The following is a 26,809-nucleotide window of genomic DNA, read 5'->3' as shown; positions in this document are numbered from 1 at the left end:
AATAAAAAGCTTCCAACAATATTTAAGAATACACGTATATTAGAAATGTGGTATTCTCTTATAATTCCTAATTGTGAAAGAAATAAATTTACTTCTAATGACAGTAAGGTACAGATGGTAATAAGTATAATCCATTTAAAAACGTTAATTTTATTTGGTTTGGTTTCTTTTGGCATTATTTTAATTTTTTAATTTGGGCTTTGTTGAACGGTAATAAAACCATCAACTTATCTATAATTTCGCTATCCTCTACGGTAGTTTTTTTAACTTTTCTTACTTCTAAAACAAGTTCACTTACTTTCAATTTCTTTAGATTGTATATGTAAGCTATGTTATCACTGAACATACTTAGATAAAAAATATCAGCATCATTATTTGCTTCTGATAGTTTTAGTAATTCTTGATATTTGTACCATTCCATAAAAATATCAGGTACACTTTTTGAAGTTATATCCCGGTCTTTTACTTCTATAAGAAATTCTTTAGTTTCCCCGGCTACATTCGTTGTACATCCTGATATATCCCAATGCGAAAACAAGTCTGGTGATTTTACCAATTGGTAGTTTGGAAATAGTTTAATGGCTTTATCCCTGCCAATTTCCTCACGTATCTCAAATGCAGTCATTACGATAAAGCTTTAATATCCTGAGTTAAAGCAATCAGGTTGCTAATTAGGTCAAAGCGGGTTTCGTCAATCGCTTTAACTACCTTTTTAGAGGTATCAATCATATAGTAGCTATCAGGTTGGCGGCTAATGAAGATGTGATTTTGTAATTGTAGTACTTCCATTGTGTGCATCTATTTATTTATAAATACTACGCTATTTTGGAAAGTGCCCGTTTTTTTTAAAATAATTACTATTTAATTCTAAATTTGGTTATTATGCTTCAAAAACCTAAAACGCCAAAAGACAAACCAATTAGTGATAATGTTAAAAAACACGTTATAGACATTATTGCGAAAGCGCAAACCGACAAAGACGAAAAACTTAAAGATGCGTTTAAACGGATTGATGACAATACCGTTAGAAGTTTGAATGCATCGGCAACATTTTACTACTATCTTTTGTCTATCAATGCCGCTTGTATTGGATTTATAATCTCATTGACCATTCATAATAAATTTAATTATTGGGATACCTTAATAATTTTGAGTTTGCTTCTCTGGATAATTTCATTCACTATAGGAATATTCAACATTAATAAAATTAGTCATTTAAGTTCCAATTTTAGTTACTATATATTGGGGGAAACTCTTAAAATTCAAGAATTAATAGATAAACATAAAAAAGAAGTCGATGATTTAGGCAATGAAAGTGTTATTAGGACTAAATCACTTTTAAATTGCTTTTTATTGGGAATACTATTTTTTATGATTTGGTATCTTATAAAGATTTTCAACAATTAATTCAATATCTGATTTCAGATAATATTTAGCCGTAATGCTGTAATACGACCCGTAGGTTATCCGATTTTCAATACAAGCAGGGCTATATTGATTCAGAAGTAATTGAAGCTTAGAACGGCTTATATTGAATACTTGTAGTATTTCAGTTAAGCTATAATATTTATCCCGTTCAAAACTCATTGTGATATTTCTATACTGGTAAAGTTAATATTTTTTAGGCAACCTGCATTAATTCTATTCCTTCAAATACTATAATTTTAACAGTAGCATTATTGAAAAATCTATAACCTACACCATCTACTTCAATTACTACGTGTCCAATTGGCTTTACCCTATAGTTGATAGGCATAAGCCTTAATAGTTCCGCTATACTATCTTCCCTCAAATCAAATGTAGCTTCAAAAAAAGCATCGAATTCGTCTAATGAATAATCTTCATCATTGAAATTATGTAATATTTTATCTATTGGTACAGCCGGGGTTGATACTGGTTTTAACTGTACCACCGGGGTAGCTTCATCCAATTGAATAATAGGTTCAGATGGTACTGGTATACCGTTTTCTATTAATAAAGCCTCTAATAGCTTTATTCTGGCTTCTGCCTTACTGTTTAAAGTTACTTTAACCTTGTTAACCTTCGGTTTAGGTTCTGGTTTAATGTAGGCTGAATGCTCTTTACCCATAGCTACCCATTTGTCAGCTTTAAGTTTTTGTAGGAAAAGGTAATCATCAACTGAATAATAAGATTTATTTGAATTTGAATTGGTATAAGGCTTAACCACTGAATAGGCATTACTATCTATCCCCGGATTACCATCTTTGGTTTTCTTGATAATGTTCAAAGAAACCAGTTTATCTAAAATAAAAGTAATTTCACCATTATTCATACATAAACTCCAAGCGTGTTTAACTATATGTACTTGATAACCTCTACCGTTATCTTTATAATTAATCTGGTTGATTAGAAATTCTATTTTCGGAATATCTTTAGAACTAAATTCAGGAAATGAATTTGCTACATTAAAATTTAAGGGGGTGTTGAAGACTATTTTCTTTTCTTCAGTTTCATTGATAATCATTTTATTAAAACTTATGCTTTTTACCAAATCTTTAATGCCCTACCAAGGCATAAGCAAGTGTAGAACAGATTTGGTAGTATCCTACACTTGCGTTGTTTTAACAATGATTGCTCATTTAATTATAAATACATCTAAATTTTCAAAAAGACTATTTTATTTATAATAATTATAATTTATATAAGCAAATATAGGTTACAAATAAAAAAAGTCAAGTTGAAGAAGAAAATAAATATTGCTAAAGCAAGTTGAAGAATCCCCCGAACTATGGTACAAAAGATGGTACAATTATATTAAATCAAAAATGTACCACATTTTGTACCATAAAGTGTACCACATTTCGTACCACATTTCGTACCACATTTCGTACCATAATATAAAGTATATAGTTAAAAGATAAAAGTAAAAAAAGATTAATAATAGTATACTGGTACTTTTTTCTTTTTAGTATTTGTACCGCAACCCCCGGAGGGAAAAAGAAGAAATAAAGGTTAAGCCCCGGCGGGGGTTGAAGAATAAAATTAAAGATTAATCCTTCAACTTCTGAAAGAATTTTCTTAAAAAAAAATAAATTATTTAGATTAGATATAAAGCATTTTATATCTTAAACAATAACTTCATCAACTTTGAAAAACAATTCAATAGCGAAACTTATTTCTTGTTCAAATAGAAGTTTAAGTTAATGAATAGAATACATAAATATTTGGGAATAGAACTTTAAATATAAATTTATCCTTCAACTATGCGAAGCATAATTTCAACTTACAGTTTTAATAGATTTAAATCAAATGATGAAAATTATTCTTCAATTATGCGAAGAATTACTTTCAATTACCTGAACATTTTATTCTATATACTTATTCAATATCTATCTTATTTAAGTTGATTTAAGCTTAGTTAACTTTCTAATGAATAATGTTATCAATTATATATTCCTTTAGTTTGTACAGGCTTAAACTTCGTTTAAATTTAAAATCTACACTCAACTGATATAAGCATTCTGAAAATTTTTCAAATAGTTTTTCCTTAAAACAAAAGCCCGGTAAAGGGCTTTAAAAATCAAATGATATTTTTAATTTTTTTCAAGTTAAATCCTTGAATAATGGTAGTAGCGTTTTGGATTTTGAATTTGAAAAATTTTCAATTAGGTATTAAAAAACCTAAACTAAATTTAGTTTACAGAATTATATACTGCAAATATTAATTTTACATAGTATTATTTATTTTAAATGAATTAATTACCATATTTAATTTGGTTAAAATTTGGAAATGTCAGTTCTTTTTTGCACTTTTGTACCGTTGAAAGTAACAACATACCCCCGGATAAGTGTAAAAGATAAGTGAATGGGGGTTAAGCGATATGAACACGATTAAAGTGTGAATTGATGGACAGGGTAACTCCTGTCCATTGTCGTTTAAGGGGGTTATTTTGTAAGATAAATTTAGCTTACGTTTTTAAAAACACCCCGGTAATGAAGCCGGTTAAATAAATAAACAACTATATGATAAACGAAAACACGAACCCGGAAGATCCAGAAAACAAAGACAGAGACTCGGAATTAATTATTCCAAAAGTTCCATTTATAGAATTAGGAATAGATGTTAAAGGTCTTTATGAAAAATTTATAAAGGCAAATCATAATTATGATTACGAATTTCATTTTGATAGTTATGAAGAAGCGATTGAATTTCTATTTAAGGTAACCAATTCTGCAACTAAACCATTCTCCTTTAATGCTTATAATATGATTCTTAACAGAATAGTACAATATAAAGATAAATTCTAATCAAAGTATTTCTACCCCGGTAATGTAGCCGGGGTTTATTAACTCTTAAATACATCTAACTATGAAGATTATGTCACAAATGGATATTGAAGCTGAAAGAATATCTGAGTTATTATTATTATCTGATATGTCATCAAGCTGTTATTCTGACGGTATCTCCCACAAGTTTCAAATAGGCTCAACTGGTGCTTATAAAGTTATTTTGGAATTTGAAAATTCAAACTTTGTAATAGCAAAAGAAAAATGTTATTTCCAAAATTCAAAAATTGAAAAAATTATCACAGATAAAGTTTTAAAAATTTTAAACAGCAAAGAGATGATTCTTAGCGACCAAGAAAACCGAAGAAAAAATACAAATAAGAAAATCGATAGAATGTTGATTAATGCAAAAAATAGAATCTAATCTTTAACTGAATAAAAAGATTAAGCCCCCGCTGCAATTTGCCGGGGTTTGTCAATCGCTATCAAAATAATAAACTATGAAACACATATCAGAAGCAGTTAAAAACTGAACACCGAACGAACTTGCACAAGCCGCATTTCTATACCAAAAAACTATCAGAGAGCGTAACCAAAACATACCAAAACCATTGCTGGTACCCGGCACGAATCGGCAGGTGAAACCGATATTTATTTAAAATCTGATTTAGCCTTAAAATAAAGAAAAATTAATGTTCAACTACCCAAAGGATTATAACTTTAGTTTCAATAAAAGTATAAAGAATTATTTATATAGTCATATTAATGATTTTAAAGAGATATAAAGAGCTTTCAAGCTCAATTGATACTGCAATCACAAAGGAAATAATCCATCAATAGCGAAGCTTATTTAGGCTTAAATTAAATGAATATAATGAAAACAGAAATAAACAACTCAATAGAATTAACAAAAAAGGAAATAATTAAATCAATATTTACCAGAAAAAAAATCCGTAGAACTTTTAATATAACTGACGAAGATTTTTTAAAAGAAATTTATCTATTTCATAATAAACAAACAGCTATTCAGGAGAAGTTTAAATTTTTCAATCCTGATGATGAGGAAATTATTTCAAAAGTGGAACTAAAGGAATTAAACGATGTAAGAGCATCAGTTAATGAATTATCAACTATTCAAAAAGAAATGGCTAAACAAATTTCTTCAATCAACGATAGTACAGATTTCATAAAAACTGTATTCACGACTGCACCGCCAAAAGATAATACTATACCAAAATCTAAACAGGAAAAAAGTCAAGATTTGATTAAAATGTGGACTATGAAAAAAATTAATAAAAAATAAGTTTGTCAATTATTGGGTTTTCGGTATTGAAAACGCAATAATCAAGGCTTTTTTAGGTGTCAAAAAAGGTGTCAAAAAGGTTAAAAAAAGCTTGAATTTTAAGTGTTTCTAACAAATAAAATTTTCGTTTTGGATTTGTAGATATAGTTTATCTATATTGGTAATTCGATTTTACCAACCCGAAATATGCGTTTTTAATGCCGTTAAGGCCATTTTCAAATTAAACAACATCAAAAAAAGTATCAAATTAAACAACATTAAAAAATAGAAAAGGAGGTAAAAAACCAACATTGTTCACTTTTTACGAGCCAATGTTGCATGTTGTGATATTATGCGCCTAAATTATGGAATTTGTTTGTGAGAAAGCATATTGGTTATTGCATTTCTAAATCTTGGGCACTATCTATTGCATAAAAATCCTCATCATCAATGTTGAATATTTGCTTCCTGTTAGGTAATTCATCATGGAAAGCAAGAAATATCTCCAACTCATTCATGCTTATAAACCCTTTAATATGTACCATTTTAAACTCTCGATTGAATTGAAAATTGCTTGAGTTTATTAAATTTCTGAAATTAATTGTAAAAAAATCATGGTGGTTAACTTTATGATATTGTACATAAAAAAGGAAGTTTAAATCATCCCGATATACAAAATTATCTGCTACGCAATTTTTTACAATCAAAATATTATCGAGATGAGCATCACCAACATATGGCCCTCCTATACTCAGGGTTTCGCCGGTATTAACCATGTATAATTCTTTTCCTGATATTTGTACAGATTTACATTTTACTGAGAAATTTTGCATGTTGTAATATACAGATCAAAATAAACTAATAAAAAGGCAATCCAATAAGTTATACGTTGTTGATAATTTTATCTTAGCTATAAATGAACTAAAACTATGAATGCTGTTTACTCATTATATCATATACACATCGACCCGGATTTACCTGGCGGAGAAGACGTTAAACTAATCGGTATATATACATCTATCGAAAAGGCAAAGGATGCACAGCGAAGGTCTGAAATGCTAAACGGATTTAAAGATTTTAAAGACGGTTTTGAAATAAGCCAAAACATTCTTGACAAAGATGAATGGACGTCCGGCTTTATCACTGAGGCAAACTAAGCCCCCAACAAAAAAAGGGACACCTCACGGCATCCCTACTCAAATCAATAGTCCCAATCTTTTGTTTAGGTAGTTGTTTTATGAGCTACCTTTTTAACGTGTTTAATTTTAGTGCCGCTATAGTGTTTGTGTTTACTAAAAACGTTATGCACCTTTTGCGGAATGGTTGAGGTTTTTTTAACCTTAACTTCGTCTTTAGTTACTTTAGTTTGGGCCATTGCTGCTGCACTCATGGCTACGGCAAGCATCATTAAAAATAATATCTTTTTCATGGTTTTTATTAAGCGTTAGGTATAGTTATTTCAATAGCTATGCCATATTGAATAACAGCCTATTAAGCAGCAAAAAGCCATGTTTTAACTTATATTGCTAAAAAATTCGCCTAAATAGTATTCAACACTATACACTTTACAAACCGGTAGCCCAAATATTTACGTATATTGTAACATAATGAAGACAACCATCACACTGGTTAAGGGTCAAAACCTGCGTTACATTGGCAGGCCCTTCCCCGGATACATAACCGATACCAATTACATGACCTTTTTAAGCGATCACAGCGTATTTGAGATAAAGGTATTATATAACGAAAAAGAAATGATTGTTAACCGTTTTGATATAAAGCCGGTTGGGTAATTAGTGCAGTATTTTAAACATCAGCTCTTTCATCAATTGGCCGGGGCTTGTGTTTGATTCTACACCTTTGCTTTTTAAATCGTACTCGCGCAGCAAGCTTATTATCTGCAAGGTTTTGCCGTAGTTAAAGCTACGGCCTGCCTGCTCATAATCCTTCACAAAATAGGGGCTAACGCCCAAATCGCGCGCTAAACCTTGTGCCGATTTATCGGCAGCGTAATGGTAGCGCAATACCTTGCTAAAGTAATTATTGAGTGTGCCCAGCACAACTACCATAGGGTTGGCCTTGGGGTTGGCCTCAAAATAGTTAATAATGCGGTTTACCTTTAAGGCATCTTTACGGCCAAGTGCTGTTTGCAATTCAAACACATTATACTCCTTGCTTATGCCAATGTTATCCTGTATCTCTTTGGGTGTAATTTCCTGACCAGAGTTTACGTTAAGCATTAGCTTTTCCAATTCGTTGGCTACTTTAGATAGGTCATTACCCAAATACTCGGCCAGCAATGCCGAAGCCTGCGGGCTAATGCGGTAGCCCTTATCGCTCACAAAGCCTTCTATCCAACCGGGAATTTTGTTATCATACAACTCTGCCGATTCAAAAACTATCCCGTTTTTATCTATAGCCTTATAGGTTTTTTTTCGCTTATCAAATTTGCCGTACTTGTAACAAAAAACCAATATGGTGCTTGGCAGCGGTTTTTCAAGATAACTCAACAGCGGGTCGATGCCTTTTTTATCATCATCCTCTTTTCCCCATTTCATATCCTGCGCCTCTTTCACCATCACAACCTGGTAATCGGCCATCATAGGGTAACGTTTTGCGGCGTTTAGCACCGTCATCATATCGGTATCCTTGCCGTAAAGTATGGTTTGGTTAAAGCCTTTCTCGGCATCGCTCAATAAGTGGTGCTCAATGTAATTGCCTATCATATCAATAAAATAGGGCTCGTCGCCGTGCAGCAGGTACAGGGGTTTGTATTTACGATTTTTTAAATCTTTTAAAATTTCGGGCGCAGTCATATTTCCGGTAAGGCAAAAGTAAAAAATCAAAAGCACAAAAACCCCGTATTGGCCGCTTATAGAAAGTTAAAAGTAAGATAGCTTTTTGATTTGCGAATTTTTACTTTTGACTAAAATGTTAGAGCCCTTAAATCTCCCTCCCTACCCTTTCAAAATAACCAACCAAAACGGCACCTTGTTTTTGTTTGATGAGATCAGGAAAAAGGATGTGGTGTTAACTCCCGAAGAATGGGTGAGGCAGCATTTTGTGCAATATTTAATTAAAGAAAAAAACTTTCCGCGCTCATTAATCAAGCTTGAAGGCGGCCTTAAACTAAACGGCAACGCCCGGCGCACGGATATTGTAATATTTAATAACAAAGGCGAAAAGGTATTACTTGTAGAATGTAAAGCACCCCAGGTAAAAGTTACCCAGCAGGTGTTTGACCAGGTTGCACGCTACAATTGGGTACACAAAATACCTTTAATTGCCGTTACCAATGGCCTGCAGCATTATTATTGCAAAATTGATTTTGCTAAACAGCGATATGATTTTATACCCAGCCTTAGCAACTACAGGGATCTTTAATCAACACCTACCAAACTCAATATTTTTTCGAGCAACTCGTTTGGTTTAAACGGCTTGGATACATAATCGTTCATTCCCGAGTTATACACCTTGTCTTTAACATCAAACAAGGCAGATGCGGTAAGGGCTATGATAGGGATATTTGCCTTTTTAGAATCGGGCATTTTACGGATAATTTTAGTAGCTTCCAATCCATCCAGGACCGGCATTTGCAAATCCATCAATATCACATCAAAATTACCGTATTGCAAAAGTTCAATAGCGCGTTCACCGTTTTCGGCAATTACCGGCGTAATACCCCATTTAGAAAACAGTTTCTTCATCAGCATTACGTTAACCGCGTTATCTTCGGCAATTAACACTTGCAAATTACTAATTTGAAAATCATTCCCGCCCCTGCTTTTTTCTTTATTTTCCGGAACGGCAAGTTTTTTTATCTTCTCTTCTGTAGCCATCACATCGGTTGATACCGGAAACTCCAACAATACCGAAAATTCCGACCCTACACCAATTTCGCTAGTTACCTCTATACTGCCTCCCTTCAAATCAAGCAAACGCTTCACAATTGATAAACCCAAACCTGTACCACCAAACTGCCTGGTGGTGGTGATAGATTCTTGGGTAAAGGGTTCAAAAATTGATACAATTTTATCCTGAGCTATGCCTATGCCCGAATCGCGGATAGCAAAACGAATGGTAGCTTCGTTATGCCTGTCTTCAACACACTCAACAGTTACCGCTACACCGCCACGTGTGGTGAACTTAATAGCATTGGTAATGAGGTTAAAAATAATTTGCGACAAACGGGTTGGATCGCCGATGAGATACCTATTTTGCACATATTCGTCAATATCAAGCTTAAAGCCGAGGCCTTTCTCATGCGCCTTCATCATTTGGCCACCGCAGATATTTTGCATCAGTTCATCAAGGTTAAACTTAATGTTCTCGAAGGTTATTTTTCCTGATTCTATTTTGTTAAAATCAAGCACATCGTTAACCAGTGTTAACAAATTACCAGCCGAGAAACGCAAAATTTCCAGATTCTCTTTCTGATCCGGACGCGGACCTTCCATTAAAAGCAAATTGCTCATGCCTATTACGGCGTTTAATGGCGTGCGAATTTCGTGCGACATGGTAGACAGAAACTCCGACTGAACCTGCGAGGATTTTTCCAGCCGTTGCATGGCATAACCCAACTTTTCGTTGAGTTGCTTTTCCGAATTGGCAAAATCTTTCAATTGCTCTATGTTCTTCAAAAAAGCACCATAAAAATGCCCCTGAATAAATATAATTAATATAAAATTGAAAAACATGACCACTGTAACGGTATAACCATCCAGTTTTTCGGGCCTAAGGTGGGTCAAAAAGTGGTTAGCATCAACCCAAACCAGGTAAATTAAAATTGGTGCTACATTAATTAACGAGTAAATGGTGCCCCATTTTAACCCCAGCATATAGTACCCAAACAGTATTATAAGTATAACTAACTGTATAACAATAATGTTAACATCCTGAAAAACTACATATACAACCGTTAAAACCAAAAATGAGCCCAACACCAGTAATGCATGCGATACAGCTTCAAAATCTGGCCGGTAGGTAAAGTATTTAAATAAACCCAACAGGCACACCAGCAACAAAACACTCAAATTGGTTTGCATGCGGGCCTGCTCACTGTATACATTGGGTATAACAGCCAATAGCCCCAAAAAAGCAAGCAATAAACCGTAATAAATTAAACGTATACGTGCCTTGTTAAGAATTGACTGATCCTCAGACAGTATTTTTTTAATCGATAAGTTAAAAAAACTTATTCTTTTGCTCATTTACTTATTGTCATGTTAAATAACCGGGGATTATCAAATATATGTATTAAAATACAATTCTGGTGCTTAACCGATTTATAAATTAGCCTTTTAGATGGCTTTACAGCCACCTATTGCAATAAGTTTGCCATTTATGCGCCTATGGCCATTAAACTCTCTTCAATAATATTAATCTTGGTTTCGGCATCGGCCTTTTTCTTCAATTCGTTATTAATTACCTCCGGCTTGGCGTTTTGCATAAAACGTTCGTTTTGCAACTTTGCTTCAATTGATTTTAAAAAGCCTTGCAAATAAACTAATTCGTCGGCCAGGCGTTTCTTTTCGGCGTCAACATCAATATTTTGCTGTAGCGCAATATAAAACTCGTCGGTACCCACCATAAAGGTAGCAGCTCCGGGTATTTTAGCCTCTGTAAAACTAATTTCTTCTAAAATGCCAAGTTTATTTATGATGGGCAAATACGCACTATAGTTAATGCCCGAATTTACCTTGATAGCCAAGGGCAACTTGTCTTTAGGTATTTGTTTAGCATTGCGCACATTTCTAATTTCCGAAATTACTTGTTTTACAGCCTCCATCTCGTTTACCAAACGAGTATCAATTTCCCCAATAACAGGCAATAAAGCAACAATGCAACAATCTTTAGCAGTTCTTGCACCAAACAACTCGTCGTGCCAAAGCTCTTCGGTAATAAAGGGTGTAAAGGGGTGCAGTATTTTTAATATGTCCTCAAAAAAGCTAATCGTAGCTTGGTAGGTTTCTCTGTTTATTTTCTGCTTTTCGAGGCCTTGCTGATACGCAGGCTTTATCATTTCAAGGTACCAGGCGCAAAAATCGTCCCATACCAGTTTATAGGTTGTCATTAACGCTTCCGACAGGCGATATTGACTAAACTGTTCGTCAATATCCCGCAACGATGAATGGAAACGGCTCTTAAACCATGCTATGGTAGTAGCATTGGTGTTAGGTAAACTATCGTCAACCTCCCAGCCTTTAATCAGGTTAAAGGCATTCCATATTTTATTTACGAAGCCCGCACCCTGCTTGCAGTGATCCTCATCAAACATTAAATCGTTACCTGCCGGAGATGATAACAACATCCCTACCCTAACACCGTCGGCACCATGTTTATCAATCAAATCCAGAGGATCGGGCGAGTTGCCTAGCGATTTCGACATTTTACGGCCCAGCTTATCGCGAACGATACCGGTTAGGTAAACGTTTTTAAACGGTATCTCTCCCCTAAACTCGTGCCCGGCCATAATCATCCTTGCTACCCAAAAAAACAAAATTTCGGGCGCGGTAACCAAATCATTGGTAGGGTAATAATAGTTTATCTCCTCGTTATTTGGGTCCTTAAAACCGTCGAATACCGATATAGGCCATAACCATGATGAAAACCAGGTATCAACAACGTCCTCGTCCTGACGCAGGTCTTGAGCCTGGAGTCCTGAGTCTTGAGTCAGTTTTTGCGCCTCTATTAATGCTTCTTCAACAGTTTTAGCAACAACATGCTGCCCGTTGGGTAAATACCAGGCTGGTATTTGCTGCCCCCACCATAACTGGCGGCTAATGCACCAATCTTTAACGTTCTCCATCCAATGGCGATACGTGTTGGTGAACTTTTCGGGAATCAATTTAATATCGCCCTTCAGCACATAATCTAAAGCAGGTTGCGCCATTTCTTCCATCTTGCAAAACCATTGCATAGATAGCTTGGGCTCAATAACCGCATTGGTACGCTCCGAATACCCAACCTGCGATTTATATTCTTCAACCTTACTCAGTGCACCTGCTTCTTCAAGCAACACAGCTATTTTTTTCCGGGCAGCAAACCTGTCTTCGCCAACTAAAATGGTGGCTTTTTCATTCAGGGTACCATCATCGTTCAAAATATCAATAACGGGCAGGTTGTGTTTAATACCTAATTCATAGTCATTCAAATCATGTGCAGGTGTAACCTTCAAACAGCCGGTACCAAAATCCATTGTCACGTACTCGTCTAAAATAACCGGTATTTCGCGGTTAATTAGCGGTATATAAACAGTTGCACCATGCAGGTGTGTATATCTTTCATCATTCGGATTCACGCATATCGCCGCATCGGCCATTATAGTTTCGGGCCTTGTGGTTGCGATAGTTAAAAAAACCTCAGTCTGGATTCCTGATTCCTGATTCTTGACTCTATAATTTATATAATATAGTTTTTGATTAACCTCTTTACGGATAACCTCCTCATCGCTAACGGCTGTTTTTCCTTGCGGGTCCCAGTTTACCATGCGTACACCACGGTATATCCAGCCTTTTTTGTAAAGGTGAATAAAGGTATCTAACACAGCCTCGCTTAAATCGGGATCCATGGTGAACCGGGTGCGCTCCCAATCGCACGATGCACCTAACTTTTTTAGCTGCTCCAGTATAATACCGCCGTATTTTTCTTTCCATTCCCAGGCGTAGCCTAAAAATTCGTCGCGGGTCAGGTCTTTTTTATTAATGCCTTTTTCTTTCAGCATGGCTACAACCTTTGCTTCGGTGGCAATGCTGGCATGGTCGGTGCCGGGAACCCAACAGGCGTTTTTGCCTTTCATGCGGGCACGGCGTATCAGCACATCCTGTATGGTATTGTTAAGCATATGGCCCATGTGCAAAACGCCGGTAACATTTGGCGGGGGTATAACAATGGTGTAGGGTTCGCGTTCGTCAGGCACCGACCTAAAAAATCCGTTTTCCATCCAGTAACTGTACCACTTATCTTCTGCTTGCTTGGGCTTATATGTTTTAGAAATACTCATAGCCCACAAAAATAAGATTTTGTGTTGATATAGCCGATTTACTTTAACTAAATATCGGGCCAAACGAGCTGCATTTTATAAGCTAAGCAATTAGCTAAAAGCCAATAGCCGTTAGCTATTTAAACACTTGAATTAGGGCATTTTTACATTGCATTAACCAAGTAAAGCAAAATATTATTTGGACTAACTAAAACGCAACCCTATATTTAGCACCTAAAACTTTTTAAAACTTTAACCAACCTTATATTTACATGCAAGCCGCAATAAGCGTTGTAAGCCTTATTGGGGGTTTGTATTGCTTTGTGAGTAATTAATAATCCTAATCAATAAAAATGAAATTAACGTTTTCCAGTTTAATGCTTGCGGGTGCCGTGTGTATTTCGGCAGGTGCTTTTGCTACCGATGGCGGCAAAAATGCTAAAAAGCCTCTCCCCGTTGCTCCGCCTAAAAAGTATATCGACCCCGCCAATATGGACCTTAATGTAAAGCCCGGCGACGATTTTTTTGAATATGCCAATGGCAACTGGCGCAAAAACAACCCCATACCAAGCGATAAAACACGTTGGGGAAGTTTCAACATTCTTGCCGACGAGAATACCAAAAATTTACTTGCCCTTTTAAAAGAAGTTAGTGCAAACACCAACGAGCCCAAAGGCACATTAAAACAACGCGTTGGCGATTTGTTTGCAAGCGGTATGGATACAGTGGCGATAGAAAAATTAGGCTACACCCCTATTAAGGCCGATTTGGAACGCATTGATAAAATAGCCACACTGCCACAAGTGGTTAATGAGTTGGTTTATCAGCGCACAAGCGGTAAAGGTGGCGCCCTGTTTGGTGTTGGCGTTGGTCAGGATTCAAAACATCCCAATAAAAATGTGGTATCGTTTAGGCAAGGCGGCATTACGCTATCCGACAGGGATTACTATTTGAAAGACGACCCGCGTACCTTAAAAATACAAGAGGCCTATAAAACGTATATGATTACGCTTTTTACCCTAACCGGGTCAAAGCAAAATGAAGCCGAAAAAAATGCGGCTACCATATACAACATTGAAAAAACATTGGCACAGGCGCAAAAAAGCCGAATTGCACTGCGCGACCCTAACGCCAGTTACAACAAATTTGCCGTAGCCGATTTTAGCAAAACTACACCCAACCTTAACTGGGTTGTTTTATTGCCGCAATTAAAAATGCCCGGCCAGGACACGGTTATTGTTGGTCAGCCCGATTTTTTTAAGGTTGCCGACGGTTTGTTAGCCTCAACGCCGGTTGAAGATTTAAAGGTTTACTTGAAATGGGAAATATTGAAAGGTTCGGCATCGTTGTTAAGTTCGCCATTTGTAAAGGCAAATTTCGCTTTCAATAGCGTAATCTCTGGTCAAAAGGTGCCAACGCCGCGCATCGAGCGGATGTCGGGTATGGTTGATGGTAGCCTGGGCGAGCTACTTGGCCAGTTATACGTTGAAAAGTATTTTACACCCGCCGCTAAAGCCTATATGGTTGACCTGGTTAACAACTTAAAGGTTACCCTGGGCGACAGGATTAAACGCCTTGACTGGATGAGTGCCGAAACTAAAGAACGCGCCCTTAAAAAGCTGGCTGCCTTTACCGTAAAAATTGGGTACCCGGATAACTGGCAAACTTATGATGGTTTGGTTATTGAGCGCGATAGCTATGCAGGCAATTTAAAAAGCATTGCCCAGTGGAGATACAATTACAGTGTTGCGCAATTAGGCAAACCTGTTGATAAAACCCGTTGGGGGATGACACCGCCTACGGTTAATGCCTACTACAATCCGGTAAGTAACGAAATTGTTTTCCCGGCAGGTATTTTGCGTTTCCCTTTCTTTGATTTTGGTGCCGATGATGCTGTAAATTACGGTGGTATTGGCGTAGTTATCGGTCATGAAATGACACATGGTTTTGACGACCAGGGCCGCCAATATGACGGCGACGGAACCCTGCGTAACTGGTGGACAAAAGATGATGCTGATAAATTTAAGGTGAGAACCAATAAATTGGTTACCGAGTTTAACGGCTTTAGCCCTATTGATACCATGCATATTAAAGGCGCACTAACCTTAGGCGAAAACCTTGCCGACCTTGGCGGGATGAATGTAGCTTACGAAGCTTTTAAGAAAACAAAACAAGGGCAATCAACCACTAAAATTGACGGCTTTACGCCCGATCAGCGTTTCTTTTTGGGATTTGCACAGGTTTGGAGAGAATCTATGCGCCCCGAAGAACAAGCCCAACGCTTAACAACCGACCCGCACTCGCCAGGCAAATACCGTACAAACGGAACGGTAATAAACCTTGATGCCTGGTACGATGCCTTTAACATACAACCCGGCGACAAAATGTACAAAGCTCCGGAAGATAGGATTAAGATTTGGTAGTCCTGAGTCTTTAGTTTAAAGTCTATATAGTCTTTTAAACCGAACAAAGCCTGGTTATGCCGGGCTTTGTTCGGTTAAGGGTTTACGTAATCCAAACATGTGCCCCCCTCATCCGCACATCCGTAAATTCGCACATTTGCACATTTTCACATCCGCACATTTGCTTTAGTCTTTTGCACAATTACTTTATCTTTGCACGCAAATGATTATTCATCAGTTTTACGATAAAGGTTTGGCGCATGGCTCGTATGCCATTATCAGCCAGGGCAAAATGGCGGTTGTTGATCCCGGGCGCGATCCGCAGCCTTATTATGATTTTTCAGCCGAGCACGGCGCAGAGCTTGTAGCTGTTATTGAAACCCACCCGCATGCCGATTTTGTAAGCTCGCACCTCGAAATACATCAACAAACCGGGGCCACCATCTACGTAAGTAAACTGGTGGGGGCTGCCTATCCGCATCAAACGTTTGATGATGGCGATACCATCGAACTTGGCGATATTGTTTTAAAAGCCATCAATACACCCGGTCATTCGCCCGATTCTATCTGCATTATTGCCGAAGACGATATGGGTTTGCACAAAGTAATTTTTACCGGCGACACCCTGTTTGTTGGCGATGTTGGCCGGCCCGATCTCCGCGAAAGCGTAGGTAACATTACCGCAAAAAAAGAAGAACTGGCCAAACAAATGTACCACAGCACCCGCGAAAAACTAATGACCTTGCCTGCGGATATGATTGTTTACCCGGCTCATGGCCCCGGCTCGTTATGCGGTAAAAACATGAGTCCCGATTTACAAAGTACCATTGGCCGCGAACTGCGCGAAAACTATGCTTTGCAATTAATGGACGAGGTGGAGTTTGTTAACTTACTTACCACCGATCAGCCCTTTGTGCCCCGCTACTTTGGTTACGATGTTGATTTAAACAAACAAGGTGCAGCACCTTTTGAGGAAAGCCTTAAAGCCATCCCACAGGTTAAACCCAACGAATTGGTTGAAGGCGTATTGCTAATTGACGCCCGCTTTGAAAAGCAATTTAAACACGCCCACATTAAAGGCTCCATCAACCTGCAAAACGGCGATAAGTTTGAAACCTGGCTGGGTTCGATAGTTAACCCCGGCGAGCCTTTTTATCTGATTGCGCATGATAACCAAACGTTGGATATTTTGGTGCGCAAAGCAGCCAAAATAGGTTACGAGCAAAATATTAAAGGTGTAATGCTCATGCCCGATAACGGTTTGCAACGCTCGGCAGACCTGGACCTTAACTATTTTAGTAGACACCCCGAAGATTATACCATTGTTGATATACGCAATTACAACGAGGTAAAAGATACACCCATATTTGCCAACTCCATTAACATCCCCCTACCCCAACTGCGCGAACGCGTAGCCGAAATACCAACCGATAAACCCATAATAGTACATTGCGCGGCAGGTTACCGCTCGGCAGCTGGCAGCAGCATAATAGCCGCCCAAACGGATGCAAATGCCGTTTACGATTTAGGAGAAGCGATAAAGGACTTTATGATTTAAGATTTGTTCATAGTTGATAGTTCATGGCTCATAGTAATAATTTCGCTATAAAGTCGTACCTACCATGATCTATGAAACATCAACTATGAACAAAAGGATGACAAATGAACCATTGAACTTCGTTACCACCGCCGATGGCTCAAAAACCATTTACAACCCGCAGGTTGGCGAAAACTACCATTCGCGGAATGGTGCTTTGCAGGAGAGCGAGCATGTGTTTTTAAATTCGGGTCTCAAGCATTTTCTGGCCGATAAAACGGTTAACGAGGTTTCGGTACTGGAGGTTGGCTTTGGCACCGGGCTCAATTTTTTGCTTACCGCAAATTATTGTACCGGGCATAATATTAAGCTAAATTATATTGGTATAGAAGCTTATCCGCTTGAGCAGGATATGATAGCCCAAACCGGCTATGGGCAATATATTAATGATGCGTTATGGCAATCGTTTGTTAGCCAATATGGCCAATCGCTACTTGGTGCTGTTCAGTTAAACGCGGAGGTGCAATTGCACACCGCACATAGCCCCTTGACGGACTTTGACACCACCCAACAATTTGACGTTATTTATTTTGATGCCTTCGCCTCGGCCAACCAACCCGAAATGTGGAGCGAAGAAGCGATACATCATACCGCTCAATATTTAAAACCAGGCGGTGTATTTGTAACTTACGCCATTACGGGCAACTTAAAAAGGCAGCTTAAAGCACTTGGGTTTAAAATTGAAAAAGCCCCCGGTGCAGCCGGAAAGCGCGAAATGTTACGGGCTACAAAACCTGCAAATTAAAAAAAGGATGTCGTTACAACGATCGGGATAAATCTCCTCTATCCTCGCCCAAATGACATAGACTTTTTGTTATTTTTACCACAAATAATCAAACATGCCACTAACTCCTCCATCGCACGCCTCAACCCCAGCAACATCTTTTGAACGTCTGCTTGCTATCATGAACGATTTGCGCGCAAACTGCCCCTGGGATATGAAACAGACAATGGAAAGCCTGCGCCACCTTACTATTGAGGAAACTTATGAACTTTCGGACTCGATATTGCAGGGCGACTTACAGGAGATAAAAAAAGAGATTGGCGATGTCATGTTGCACCTGGTTTTTTATGCAAAAATAGCTTCGGAAACTAACGCTTTTGATATTACCGACGTTTTGAACGGCATCTGCGAAAAGCTGATACACCGCCACCCTCACATTTACAGCGATACTGTGGTGCAAAACGAAGAAGATGTTAAACGCAACTGGGAACAGCTTAAACTAAAGGAAGGCAATAAGTCGGTTTTAGCGGGCGTGCCGGCTTCGTTACCGGCTTTGGTTAAGGCATCGCGCATACAAGAAAAAGCACGTGGTATTGGTTTTGACTGGGAAGAAAAAAGCCAGGTGTGGGATAAGGTTGAAGAAGAGATGCGTGAATTTAGGGATGAGTTTAACGCTGCCGACAATAAAGTTATAGACCAGGAACGAGCCGAAGGTGAGTTTGGCGATCTGTTGTTCTCGCTAATAAACTACGCCCGCTTTATTGATATTAACCCCGAAAATGCCCTCGAAAAAACTAACCGTAAATTTATTAAACGCTTTCAATACCTCGAAAGCAAGGCCCAGCAAAGCGGCAAACAATTGCGCGATATGACCCTGGCCGAAATGGATACATTTTGGGAAGAAGCAAAAAAGTTATAATTTTTAAATTTCCGCTGTAGCGTTTTAAAAGTGTTTTGCGTAATGGCTAAATAAGGCCATGAAAAAAACAACTATATTTTTATTATGCGCGCTAACGGCGGCCATTTACGGTTGCAGCAAGCAATATAACAATACACAGGTGCCCGTGCCTACAGGCACATTTACAGGTAAATTTACGCGGTTGCACCAAAAAACTGCCGGCCACGGTTTTGACACTACAACAGCTAACATAACGCTATATACAAGCAACGCGCGCTTGTTTAAGGTAAGCGGCGATACAAGCACTTTACATGCAGGCAGCCACGGCAGGTTTGCCCTAAACACTGTTTACATTCAGTTTGCCGATAGCACCTCAACCGCCGCGCCGCAAGCCAAAATACATTTAAATGGTTTATATCAATATTATTATGATGGCGCCATTTTTCAAATTGCGGCCCGTAATGATACGTTAAGCTATATTTACGATCTGAAAAAAATTAATTGATAAGTGCCAGAATAAGATATTAATGCAGCTACCCCCCGGCATTACCGAAGATGATTTGATTCGGCAATGCAAAAATGGCGATATAAAACCGTTAGAAATGTTGTACAAACGTTTCTATGGCTACGCTATGGGCATTGGTTTGCGTTATTGCGCTAACCGCGATGATGCATTGGAGGTTGTAAATGATGGCTTTATCAAATTATTTAACTCGTTAAACAGTTACGACCCGGACAAACCGTTTAAAGCATGGCTGCGCCGCATTATAGTGAATACGGCTATAGACAAAAACCGCCGCGAAAAAAAACACTTATGGAACGACGACCTGGAATTGGCAAACCAGATAAGCACCCAGGCAACGGCCATTGAACAACTAAACGCCCGCGACATTTTAAACATGCTTAACAAGCTGCCCGACCTACACCGCGTTGTTTTTAATTTATACGAGATAGATGGTTACAGCCATGATGATATAGCCGCACTGCTGGCCATATCGGCAAGCTCATCGCGGGTGTATTTAAGCCGGGGCAAAGAGAGATTGAGAGAATTGATAACCAAAGCAGAGAGCCATGAACGAAGATTTTGACGACAGCCTAAAAAGCCGCATACAGGATGTCTTCGATAATTACGAGGATGATTCGGCCCATGAGGGCTGGCTGCTTCTTCGTGAAAAATATCCCGAAAAGGAAAAACGCAGAGGTATAATTTGGCTGTGGTGGGGCGGCGTTGCGGCGGTTTTATTAATATTTTTGGGTATAGCGTTATGGTTAAATGGCAATAGTGCTTTAAAAAACAACTTTGTTAAGCACTCACATGCTACGCACACAGGCACTGATATAAAAGGTAGGCCAATCAATAAAGATACCGTTGAGCATCAAAAGTATCCCTTAGCTGCCAATAATAAGAAAACTAACATTAACGGAAACAACACAACTAACCAAACTCCGGTTGGCAAGCAGCATAATTATGCAAAGCGGATGTTAAAAACCACCACTGCCCATAGCATGGCTCATCAATATATTTCTAAAAATGGTATTGGCACGCATCAACAAAAATCAGTCGGTAGCGTTGAAGGTGATAGCCAGCAACATACTGCACAAACAGTTAAACCGGGTTCAACAAATACACCAATAGCCGAAGGGCAAAACATACCGAAAGAAACCCCGATAGTTAACGGCGTAAACGATAGCGCTAAATTTGCCGGAACTCAATCGCAACCTAAACCTGCCGAAACTGTTAAACCTCCTGCGAAGGAATTAAAACGTCTCACGTTTATAGCACAAAACCCTATCGGGCAAAAAAATAAAAACAACGCCGATAACGCGGTTAAATTTGGAGTGTATGCAGCTACTTATTTTAACTATGCCAAAGGCAGCGATAATGAGTTTAATGTGGGTGCAGGTTTATCGTCCGAAATTAAATTAGTGGGGCGTTTAAAGCTTTTAACCGGTGTAGCCATCAACCAAAACTCGTTAAACTACCAATCCGCAATACCGGCAAAGGCCGATAAATATTTGGCCTATAGCATTGCCGACCAATCCAGAGGGCTTTTGCTATATTCTACCCCTCCTCCTTCCGGAGGCATTGTAGTTACCGCTTCGGCATCGCCTATATTACAAAATTACCAGGCCAGCCTTATCGGGTTAGATATTCCGTTAAACCTTAAATATCAGTTTAACCAAAACGACACTTACGTTGCGGCGGGCTTTAGTTCGGGCACGTACATTAACGAAACTTATAATTTTGTTTACAAATACCCGTCCAACACCATTAACACGAGCAATCAAAACACTAAAACCAAAGCCTTTTTTAACACATTCGATTTTGCCCGTACCCTAAACCTTTCGTTTGGTGTGGGTTACCCGCTGGGTAAAAAGAACACTTTAATTATCGAACCCTTTTTTAAATATCCACTTGATGGCTTAGGCTCGCAAGACTTAAAATTTGGAGCCGGTGGCGTAAATTTAAAACTCAACCTTCATCCCAATAAAAAACAAAACGGCACAAATTAAATTTGAGATAAATTATTTAAACCTGATTGCCTTTACAGGCGATATGCGGCTCACCAGCATTGATGGGATAACCAATACGGCAAGGCAAATGACCAGGGTACCTACATTAAGCATCAAAATATCAAACCAATTGAGTTGTATAGGCACAAAACTCATGTAATACGAAGTTTGGTCGAGCGTAAAAAGGTGTGTTTTATACTGAATTATCCCCAAACCAATACCAAATAAATTACCCAGTAATAAGCCAAAGCCCAGCAGGTAAACAGCGTTGGTTAAAAATATTTGCTGTATATCCCAATCGGTAGCACCCATTGCCTTAAACATGCCTATCATGCTGGTACGCTCAAGTATCATAATAAGCAAGGCCGATATCATGTTTATAACCGCTACGGCCAGCATCAGTACCAATATTATTCGGGTATTAACGTCAAGTAATTTCAACCAGTCGAAAACGGTTTGGTAGCTTTCCGTAACCGTTACCGATTTTAGTTCCAAAGGTATAATATTGCCAATGTTGGAGTTAATTGCCGTAAGGTTGTCAAAATCGTTCACCCTAATTTCATAGCCGCCAATTTCGTTATCGTGCCAGCCGTTTAGTCGTTTAATTAAACCAAGGCCGCCTATCACAAAGGTTTTGTCAACTTCTTCAACGCCAATGTTAAATATACCTACAATTTTTAATTTGCGTTTAAGCAAAGGTTCCTGCACAAAATACATCAAAATATCATCGCCAAGTTTTAGTTTGAGGCGGTTTGCAGTAAACTGCGATACCATAATTTGTTTTTGTGCCGCAATCGAATCTTTAAAGTTAATTATTCGGCCCTGCTCAAGCATGGCTTGCATAAACTTCCAGTCGTAAGTTTTATCAACGCCCTTCATCACAACACCTTCTATCTCGTTGTTGGCTTTTATAATACCGCTTTTAGTAGCGTATGCCGATATATGGGTTATGCTTTTATTGGCCAGGCATTTATTTACAAAGGTATCGTTGGCTGCAAAGGGCGAGTTTTCCATCGATGCATTTAAATCAAGTTTTGAAACCTGTATATCGCCTGCAAACCCGCGTATCTTTTTCCTCACCTCATCCTGGAATCCTTTAACTATCGCTACCGAAAGTATCATTACACCCAGGCCCAGCATAATACCAACTATGGCTATGCGCACTATCATTTTTGAGAAGGTGCGCTTTGAGCGGAACGAGATACGGGAGGCTATGAATGAAGCAAAATTCAAAACAGAAAACGTTTTTTTGTACTTTAGCAAATATGAGCAAATTTTGGTTCATAGTTTATGGTTAATGGCTCATAGCGAAAATTACAAAATGTTTTTTTTGTAATGCTAACTCGCTCATAACTAAAACAAACTATCATCCATCAACCGTTAAGTACTCAGCTTCATGAAAAAAACAATCATTATAATCCTCCTCTGCTGCTCCATTAGCTATGGCTACGCACAAAAAATTATAACCGGTGCCGATCAAACCACTGCCTATCTGCCTTATTTAAAAGGCAAAAACGTTGGCATGGTTATTAACCAATCGTCGGTAATTGGCGAAAAATTAACGCCAAGTGTAGATAGCCTGCTTAAATTAGGTGTGCAAATAAAAAAGATATTTGGCCCCGAACATGGTTTCCGTGGGAATGCGAGCGACGGTGCCAAAATTGACGATACCGTTGATCCTAAAACCGGAATCCCGGCGGTATCTCTTTACGGCAAACACAACAAGCCCACACCAGCGGATTTGAAGGGTTTAGACATTGTAATTTTTGATATACAGGATGTTGGCGCGCGCTTTTACACTTATTTTGCAACGCTTCACCATGTAATGGAAGCTTGTGCCGAAAATAACATGGAGGTAATGATACTTGATCGCCCTAATCCAAACGGTTATTTTGTTGATGGACCGGTGCTTGATACCGCTTACAAATCGGGAGTGGGCATGCACCCGGTGCCCGTAACCCATGGTATGACGGTGGCCGAATATGCACAAATGATAAACGGCCAAGGTTGGTTAAAAAACAAAGTACAATGCCGTTTAAAAATTATTAAACTACTTAATTACACACACCAATCGCCCTACGTTTTGCCTGTTCACCCGTCGCCAAATTTAAGCACACAGCAATCGGTTTTGTTATACCCCAGCATATGTTTTTTTGAGGGAACCACGTTAAGCCTGGGCCGCGGCACACCGTTTCCGTTTCAGGTTATAGGTAGCCCTTTGTTAAAAAGCCAATACAGTTTTTCGTTTACGCCGGTAAGCATTCCCGGTGTAAGCGATAATCCGCCCCTTAAAGGCCAAACCTGTTACGGTATTGATCTGCAAAAGTATGATGTGCATAACCTGGCCACAGGTGGTAAATTAAATTTATCGTGGCTTTTAGATACTTATAACATATACCCCGATAAAGCCCATTTTTTTAACGCCTATTTTACTAAACTTGCCGGCACACCAACACTGCAAAAGCAAATTGAGGCCGGTAAAACCGAACAGGAAATACGCGCCAGTTGGGAACCCGGCTTAAGCAATTATAAAAAAATGCGGTTAAAATATTTGTTGTATAAATAGTGAATAAGTTATTGGGTATAAGCATAGGTAAAAACTCAATAACATATTAACTCAATAACCCAATAACTAAATTATGAAGATCATATTTATGGGCACGCCCGAATTTGCGGTGGCATCGTTAGATGCGATAATTAAGGCCGGCAATAATATAGTGGGTGTAATTACTGCGCCCGATAAACCTGCGGGCCGCGGGCAAAAAATGAACGAATCGGCGGTAAAGCAATACGCTGTTGCTAACGGACTTAAAGTTTTGCAGCCTGAAAAATTAAAGAACCCCGAATTTTTAGCGGAACTGAAAGCCCTGCAAGCAGATTTGCAGGTTGTGGTAGCCTTCCGTATGCTACCCGAAGTAGTTTGGGCAATGCCGCCTAAAGGAACTATAAACTTGCATGGCTCGCTGCTGCCTCATTACCGTGGCGCCGCACCCATTAACTGGGCCGTAATTAACGGCGAAAAAGTAAGCGGTGTTAGTACCTTTTTTTTAAAACAGGAAATTGACACCGGAGATATTTTGTTTACCGAAAGCGTGCCCATACACGAAAATGATACCGCCGGCGATTTACACGATTGTTTGATGAACGTTGGTGCCCAACTGCTTGTTAAAACGGTTAGTGCCATTGAAAGCGGAGATTACCACGAACAGCCACAACAACTTTTAGCCGAAGGCATAGAGCTAAAACATGCCCCCAAATTATTTAAAGAAACCTGCCAGATTGATTGGATACAGCCTACCGAAAAGGTTTTTAATTTAATAAGGGGTTTAAGCCCGTACCCAACCGCATTCACATCCGTCAATGGCAAGGTTTTTAAAATATTTAAGGCCGAAAAAAGCATGAACGAACCCGGAATATCGCCAGGTGGCTTTTTAACCGACAACAAAACGTTTTTAAAATTTGCCTGTACCGACGGCTTTATTATACCAAAAGATGTACAATTGGAGGGTAAAAAACGAATGGGCATTGAGGAGTTTTTAAGAGGAGTACGCTTATAAAGTTTTATTTTTAGGCGTTAAACTTTTCGTTCGGTTTATCAATTTCTGCTTTTCTGAAATTAAAACGTCCAATGCTTTATTGCCGGGTTGCTGTTGAGCTTGATACTGGTTAATAATTGGCAAGGTAATTAATAGCTTTAATATGGCATGGCTATCATTCAATGTAGAGTTTTCCTTTTCTATTTTGGTTATTAAATTAGTTTGTGCCAGCATGTGCCGTTGCTGGCCTGTTTTATTTTCATCAATTATTTTTTTCATTCCTTTCCGCACAACAGAGTCTGTAATTAGGTTGATGGTGGCATAGGCAGACGAATAGTAATTATCTATTTTGTTATTAAATTTATGATACTTTTCTAAACTATCAGTTTCTATGCCGCCATTTCTTTCAATATCATCTTCCAATTTTCTTAACTCCGGCCGCTTTTTCACCAGGTCGTAATAAATTGCGTCAACCATATTGTCACCACCTCTTTTTGTCAAAAAAGAAACATCTGCCGAATTGTCTTGCAAAGGTTTAGGTATACTATCTATTCTGTCTGTTTTTTCGGATGAGGAATGGCACGCACTGCAAATTAAACATGCCAATATAATAGTGGCTTTTAAAACAGGTTTCATATAATATTGATTTGCTTAAATATACAAAGATAAATTTCCAGCGTGAAATAGGTTTATGCAGATGTAATAATCACATCAAAGTAAAAAGGAATATCCGATTAAAACTGGTTAACTATTAATTGCGAACATTGCGATAAATACCCAGTCAAATGTATACAAATCCCCGTATTGCAAAATTAAACCACGAAATTGAACCGCTACGCGCGCAACTGATAAATCACCCCTTATACAAAAGCATTGTAAGCATTGATGCTTTACAGGTTTTTATGGAGCATCACGTTTTTGCAGTTTGGGATTTTATGAGTCTGCTTAAATCGTTGCAACAAAAGCTCACCTGTGTTACTTTGCCATGGGTGCCCGTTGGCAGTGCCAATACCCGGTACTTAATTAACGAAATTGTTGCAGGCGAAGAAAGCGATATTGACGAGCATGGAAACCGCACCAGCCATTTTGAACTTTATTTAAAAGCGATGGCACAAGCAGGTTGTAACGACACCGCCATTACTACGCTAATCGATGAGATTAAAAACGGTTTACCTGTTAGCGAAGCCCTAAAAGCCGATAACATTACCGATACAGCTTCGGCATTTGTACAGCATACTTTTGATGTGATAAACCGCACTCCCGATTACATACAAGCCGCCGTTTTTACCTTCGGGCGCGAAGATTTGATACCATCAATGTTTATCAGCATGGTGAAAGAAATCAACCAGCAATTCCCCGGCAAGGTTGATACCTTGCTGTATTACTTAGAACGCCATATTGAAGTTGACGGCGACCACCACTCCCAATTAGCCTACCAAATGACTGCCGAACTTTGCGGCGAAAACGACCAACACTGGCAACAAGCTACCCAGGCCGTTAAACAAGCCCTACAAGCACGTATTGATTTTTGGGATGGAATTTTGGAAACAATAACGGTTAAGGAAGTTGGTGTATTGTAAGTTTAGGTTTGACACCCTGTTTTGCGATAACGTTAAACAGCATTTTC

Annotated in this window: 27 protein-coding genes; 17 read left to right on the top strand and 10 right to left on the bottom strand. The window is 38.5% G+C overall.

The features are described from left to right. Positions 1-175 precede the first annotated feature (175 nt). Both BDD43_RS13765 and BDD43_RS30050 read right to left on the bottom strand, forming a co-directional pair. The gene (locus BDD43_RS13765) at positions 176-625 is read right to left on the bottom strand and encodes a hypothetical protein (RefSeq protein WP_121198218.1); all 450 of its coding nucleotides are present in this window, start codon (positions 623-625) and stop codon (positions 176-178) included. Then, positions 625-789 (bottom strand): hypothetical protein, encoded by a 165-nt coding sequence (locus BDD43_RS30050; RefSeq protein ID WP_162847070.1) that lies wholly within the window; start codon positions 787-789, stop codon positions 625-627. Before BDD43_RS30050 ends, BDD43_RS13765 begins: the two co-directional genes overlap by 1 nt. Before the next feature lie 93 nt (positions 790-882). Between BDD43_RS30050 and BDD43_RS13760 the strand changes: the two genes are divergently transcribed. Further along, positions 883-1,407, top strand: coding sequence for a hypothetical protein (locus BDD43_RS13760; RefSeq protein ID WP_121198217.1), 525 nt, complete (start codon positions 883-885; stop codon positions 1,405-1,407). A 214-nt stretch (positions 1,408-1,621) separates the two neighbouring features. On the opposite strand, the gene BDD43_RS13755 is transcribed toward BDD43_RS13760, so the two are convergent. Then, positions 1,622-2,485: a hypothetical protein gene (locus BDD43_RS13755; RefSeq protein WP_121198216.1), complete on the bottom strand. Its 864-nt coding sequence runs from the start codon at positions 2,483-2,485 to the stop codon at positions 1,622-1,624. A gap of 1,499 nt (positions 2,486-3,984) precedes the next feature. Between BDD43_RS13755 and BDD43_RS13750 the strand changes: the two genes are divergently transcribed. From BDD43_RS13750 to BDD43_RS13740, 3 genes are all read left to right on the top strand, one after another. After that, positions 3,985-4,269 (top strand): hypothetical protein, encoded by a 285-nt coding sequence (locus tag BDD43_RS13750; protein WP_121198215.1) that lies wholly within the window; start codon positions 3,985-3,987, stop codon positions 4,267-4,269. Positions 4,270-4,330: 61 nt separating this feature from the next. After that, complete coding sequence (locus tag BDD43_RS13745) at positions 4,331-4,672, top strand: hypothetical protein (protein ID WP_121198214.1); 342 nt, start codon at positions 4,331-4,333, stop codon at positions 4,670-4,672. Positions 4,673-5,122: 450 nt separating this feature from the next. Beyond that, positions 5,123-5,551 carry a hypothetical protein gene (locus BDD43_RS13740; RefSeq protein ID WP_147425635.1) on the top strand — a complete coding sequence of 143 codons (429 nt, stop codon included), beginning with the start codon at positions 5,123-5,125 and terminating at the stop codon, positions 5,549-5,551. 374 nt (positions 5,552-5,925) lie between these two features. On the opposite strand, the gene BDD43_RS13735 is transcribed toward BDD43_RS13740, so the two are convergent. Next, positions 5,926-6,363 (bottom strand): hypothetical protein, encoded by a 438-nt coding sequence (locus tag BDD43_RS13735; protein ID WP_121198212.1) that lies wholly within the window; start codon positions 6,361-6,363, stop codon positions 5,926-5,928. A gap of 96 nt (positions 6,364-6,459) precedes the next feature. On the opposite strand from BDD43_RS13735, the gene BDD43_RS13730 reads away from it, so the two are divergent. Beyond that, the gene (locus BDD43_RS13730) at positions 6,460-6,687 is read left to right on the top strand and encodes a hypothetical protein (RefSeq protein WP_121198211.1); all 228 of its coding nucleotides are present in this window, start codon (positions 6,460-6,462) and stop codon (positions 6,685-6,687) included. A gap of 65 nt (positions 6,688-6,752) precedes the next feature. Here BDD43_RS13730 and BDD43_RS13725 read toward each other — a convergent pair whose 3' ends face one another. Further along, positions 6,753-6,959: a hypothetical protein gene (locus tag BDD43_RS13725; RefSeq protein ID WP_121198210.1), complete on the bottom strand. Its 207-nt coding sequence runs from the start codon at positions 6,957-6,959 to the stop codon at positions 6,753-6,755. Positions 6,960-7,137: 178 nt separating this feature from the next. On the opposite strand from BDD43_RS13725, the gene BDD43_RS13720 reads away from it, so the two are divergent. Further along, positions 7,138-7,323: a hypothetical protein gene (locus BDD43_RS13720; RefSeq protein ID WP_121198209.1), complete on the top strand. Its 186-nt coding sequence runs from the start codon at positions 7,138-7,140 to the stop codon at positions 7,321-7,323. Here BDD43_RS13720 and holA read toward each other — a convergent pair whose 3' ends face one another. Further along, a complete protein-coding gene (gene holA, locus BDD43_RS13715; RefSeq protein ID WP_121198208.1) occupies positions 7,324-8,346 on the bottom strand; it encodes a DNA polymerase III subunit delta in 1,023 nt (340 codons plus the stop codon). Positions 8,347-8,461: 115 nt separating this feature from the next. On the opposite strand from holA, the gene BDD43_RS13710 reads away from it, so the two are divergent. Further along, entirely contained in the window at positions 8,462-8,914 is a 453-nt protein-coding gene (locus BDD43_RS13710) for a type I restriction enzyme HsdR N-terminal domain-containing protein (RefSeq protein ID WP_121198207.1), read from the top strand. Here the strand turns inward: BDD43_RS13710 and BDD43_RS13705 are convergent. Next, entirely contained in the window at positions 8,911-10,740 is a 1,830-nt protein-coding gene (locus BDD43_RS13705) for an ATP-binding protein (RefSeq protein ID WP_121198206.1), read from the bottom strand. The two genes, BDD43_RS13710 and BDD43_RS13705, sit on opposite strands and share 4 nt — an antisense overlap. Positions 10,741-10,871: 131 nt before the next feature. After that, the gene (locus tag BDD43_RS13700) at positions 10,872-13,532 is read right to left on the bottom strand and encodes a valine--tRNA ligase (RefSeq protein ID WP_121198205.1); all 2,661 of its coding nucleotides are present in this window, start codon (positions 13,530-13,532) and stop codon (positions 10,872-10,874) included. Positions 13,533-13,864: 332 nt separating this feature from the next. Between BDD43_RS13700 and BDD43_RS13695 the strand changes: the two genes are divergently transcribed. The 7 genes from BDD43_RS13695 (at position 13,865) to BDD43_RS13665 (ending at position 21,646) form a co-directional block, all read left to right on the top strand. Next, a complete protein-coding gene (locus BDD43_RS13695; protein WP_121198204.1) occupies positions 13,865-15,934 on the top strand; it encodes a M13 family metallopeptidase in 2,070 nt (689 codons plus the stop codon). Positions 15,935-16,136: 202 nt separating this feature from the next. After that, positions 16,137-17,471, top strand: coding sequence for an MBL fold metallo-hydrolase (locus BDD43_RS13690; protein WP_121198203.1), 1,335 nt, complete (start codon positions 16,137-16,139; stop codon positions 17,469-17,471). An 85-nt stretch (positions 17,472-17,556) separates the two neighbouring features. Beyond that, positions 17,557-18,255 carry a tRNA (5-methylaminomethyl-2-thiouridine)(34)-methyltransferase MnmD gene (mnmD, locus tag BDD43_RS13685; protein ID WP_246001571.1) on the top strand — a complete coding sequence of 233 codons (699 nt, stop codon included), beginning with the start codon at positions 17,557-17,559 and terminating at the stop codon, positions 18,253-18,255. A gap of 94 nt (positions 18,256-18,349) precedes the next feature. Further along, complete coding sequence (mazG, locus tag BDD43_RS13680) at positions 18,350-19,153, top strand: nucleoside triphosphate pyrophosphohydrolase (protein ID WP_121198202.1); 804 nt, start codon at positions 18,350-18,352, stop codon at positions 19,151-19,153. Positions 19,154-19,211: 58 nt separating this feature from the next. After that, the gene (locus BDD43_RS13675; protein WP_121198201.1) at positions 19,212-19,637 is read left to right on the top strand and encodes a hypothetical protein; all 426 of its coding nucleotides are present in this window, start codon (positions 19,212-19,214) and stop codon (positions 19,635-19,637) included. A 22-nt stretch (positions 19,638-19,659) separates the two neighbouring features. Further along, positions 19,660-20,220 carry an RNA polymerase sigma factor gene (locus tag BDD43_RS13670; protein ID WP_121198200.1) on the top strand — a complete coding sequence of 187 codons (561 nt, stop codon included), beginning with the start codon at positions 19,660-19,662 and terminating at the stop codon, positions 20,218-20,220. Next, on the top strand, positions 20,204-21,646 hold the full coding sequence (locus tag BDD43_RS13665) for a hypothetical protein (protein ID WP_121198199.1): 1,443 nt from the start codon (positions 20,204-20,206) through the stop codon (positions 21,644-21,646). Before BDD43_RS13670 ends, BDD43_RS13665 begins: the two co-directional genes overlap by 17 nt. 12 nt (positions 21,647-21,658) lie before the next feature. On the opposite strand, the gene BDD43_RS13660 is transcribed toward BDD43_RS13665, so the two are convergent. After that, positions 21,659-22,879: an ABC transporter permease gene (locus BDD43_RS13660; protein WP_121201978.1), complete on the bottom strand. Its 1,221-nt coding sequence runs from the start codon at positions 22,877-22,879 to the stop codon at positions 21,659-21,661. A 163-nt stretch (positions 22,880-23,042) separates the two neighbouring features. On the opposite strand from BDD43_RS13660, the gene BDD43_RS13655 reads away from it, so the two are divergent. Further along, positions 23,043-24,212: an exo-beta-N-acetylmuramidase NamZ family protein gene (locus tag BDD43_RS13655; protein ID WP_121198198.1), complete on the top strand. Its 1,170-nt coding sequence runs from the start codon at positions 23,043-23,045 to the stop codon at positions 24,210-24,212. A 73-nt stretch (positions 24,213-24,285) separates the two neighbouring features. Beyond that, positions 24,286-25,203 carry a methionyl-tRNA formyltransferase gene (gene fmt / locus BDD43_RS13650; RefSeq protein ID WP_121198197.1) on the top strand — a complete coding sequence of 306 codons (918 nt, stop codon included), beginning with the start codon at positions 24,286-24,288 and terminating at the stop codon, positions 25,201-25,203. On the opposite strand, the gene BDD43_RS13645 is transcribed toward fmt, so the two are convergent. Continuing rightward, positions 25,198-25,818, bottom strand: a complete 621-nt coding sequence (locus BDD43_RS13645) for a hypothetical protein (RefSeq protein WP_121198196.1) — start codon at positions 25,816-25,818, stop codon at positions 25,198-25,200. The genes fmt and BDD43_RS13645 overlap by 6 nt on opposite strands. A 149-nt stretch (positions 25,819-25,967) precedes the next feature. Here BDD43_RS13645 and BDD43_RS13640 point away from each other — a divergent pair, with 149 nt between their 5' ends. Beyond that, positions 25,968-26,762 (top strand): DUF3050 domain-containing protein, encoded by a 795-nt coding sequence (locus BDD43_RS13640; RefSeq protein WP_121198195.1) that lies wholly within the window; start codon positions 25,968-25,970, stop codon positions 26,760-26,762. Positions 26,763-26,809 lie beyond the last annotated feature (47 nt).

The sequence above is a fragment of the Mucilaginibacter gracilis genome, assembly GCF_003633615.1.
In the GTDB taxonomy this organism is placed as follows: Bacteria; Bacteroidota; Bacteroidia; order Sphingobacteriales; family Sphingobacteriaceae; genus Mucilaginibacter; species Mucilaginibacter gracilis.
Note: the sequence above shows the minus strand (reverse complement) of the source record. Positions and strands in the feature narration are given on the sequence as shown.

Bases quoted from the DNA above. Each gene is read 5' to 3' on its own strand.
- BDD43_RS13740 (WP_147425635.1), top strand. From the start codon at position 5,123: ATGAAAACAGAAATAAACAACTCAATAGAATTAACAAAAAAGGAAATA.
- holA (WP_121198208.1), bottom strand. From the start codon at position 8,346: ATGACTGCGCCCGAAATTTTAAAAGATTTAAAAAATCGTAAATACAAA.
- BDD43_RS13640 (WP_121198195.1), top strand. From the start codon at position 25,968: ATGTATACAAATCCCCGTATTGCAAAATTAAACCACGAAATTGAACCG.
- BDD43_RS13675 (WP_121198201.1), top strand. From the start codon at position 19,212: ATGAAAAAAACAACTATATTTTTATTATGCGCGCTAACGGCGGCCATT.
- BDD43_RS13710 (WP_121198207.1), top strand. From the start codon at position 8,462: ATGTTAGAGCCCTTAAATCTCCCTCCCTACCCTTTCAAAATAACCAAC.
- BDD43_RS13670 (WP_121198200.1), top strand. From the start codon at position 19,660: ATGCAGCTACCCCCCGGCATTACCGAAGATGATTTGATTCGGCAATGC.
- BDD43_RS13655 (WP_121198198.1), top strand. From the start codon at position 23,043: ATGAAAAAAACAATCATTATAATCCTCCTCTGCTGCTCCATTAGCTAT.
- BDD43_RS13695 (WP_121198204.1), top strand. From the start codon at position 13,865: ATGAAATTAACGTTTTCCAGTTTAATGCTTGCGGGTGCCGTGTGTATT.
- BDD43_RS13735 (WP_121198212.1), bottom strand. From the start codon at position 6,363: ATGCAAAATTTCTCAGTAAAATGTAAATCTGTACAAATATCAGGAAAA.
- BDD43_RS13725 (WP_121198210.1), bottom strand. From the start codon at position 6,959: ATGAAAAAGATATTATTTTTAATGATGCTTGCCGTAGCCATGAGTGCA.
- BDD43_RS13745 (WP_121198214.1), top strand. From the start codon at position 4,331: ATGAAGATTATGTCACAAATGGATATTGAAGCTGAAAGAATATCTGAG.
- BDD43_RS13765 (WP_121198218.1), bottom strand. From the start codon at position 625: ATGACTGCATTTGAGATACGTGAGGAAATTGGCAGGGATAAAGCCATT.
- mazG (WP_121198202.1), top strand. From the start codon at position 18,350: ATGCCACTAACTCCTCCATCGCACGCCTCAACCCCAGCAACATCTTTT.
- BDD43_RS13750 (WP_121198215.1), top strand. From the start codon at position 3,985: ATGATAAACGAAAACACGAACCCGGAAGATCCAGAAAACAAAGACAGA.
- BDD43_RS13705 (WP_121198206.1), bottom strand. From the start codon at position 10,740: ATGAGCAAAAGAATAAGTTTTTTTAACTTATCGATTAAAAAAATACTG.
- BDD43_RS30050 (WP_162847070.1), bottom strand. From the start codon at position 789: ATGGAAGTACTACAATTACAAAATCACATCTTCATTAGCCGCCAACCT.
- BDD43_RS13720 (WP_121198209.1), top strand. From the start codon at position 7,138: ATGAAGACAACCATCACACTGGTTAAGGGTCAAAACCTGCGTTACATT.
- BDD43_RS13730 (WP_121198211.1), top strand. From the start codon at position 6,460: ATGAATGCTGTTTACTCATTATATCATATACACATCGACCCGGATTTA.
- BDD43_RS13760 (WP_121198217.1), top strand. From the start codon at position 883: ATGCTTCAAAAACCTAAAACGCCAAAAGACAAACCAATTAGTGATAAT.
- BDD43_RS13700 (WP_121198205.1), bottom strand. From the start codon at position 13,532: ATGAGTATTTCTAAAACATATAAGCCCAAGCAAGCAGAAGATAAGTGG.
- fmt (WP_121198197.1), top strand. From the start codon at position 24,286: ATGAAGATCATATTTATGGGCACGCCCGAATTTGCGGTGGCATCGTTA.
- BDD43_RS13690 (WP_121198203.1), top strand. From the start codon at position 16,137: ATGATTATTCATCAGTTTTACGATAAAGGTTTGGCGCATGGCTCGTAT.
- BDD43_RS13645 (WP_121198196.1), bottom strand. From the start codon at position 25,818: ATGAAACCTGTTTTAAAAGCCACTATTATATTGGCATGTTTAATTTGC.
- BDD43_RS13665 (WP_121198199.1), top strand. From the start codon at position 20,204: ATGAACGAAGATTTTGACGACAGCCTAAAAAGCCGCATACAGGATGTC.
- mnmD (WP_246001571.1), top strand. From the start codon at position 17,557: ATGAACAAAAGGATGACAAATGAACCATTGAACTTCGTTACCACCGCC.
- BDD43_RS13755 (WP_121198216.1), bottom strand. From the start codon at position 2,485: ATGATTATCAATGAAACTGAAGAAAAGAAAATAGTCTTCAACACCCCC.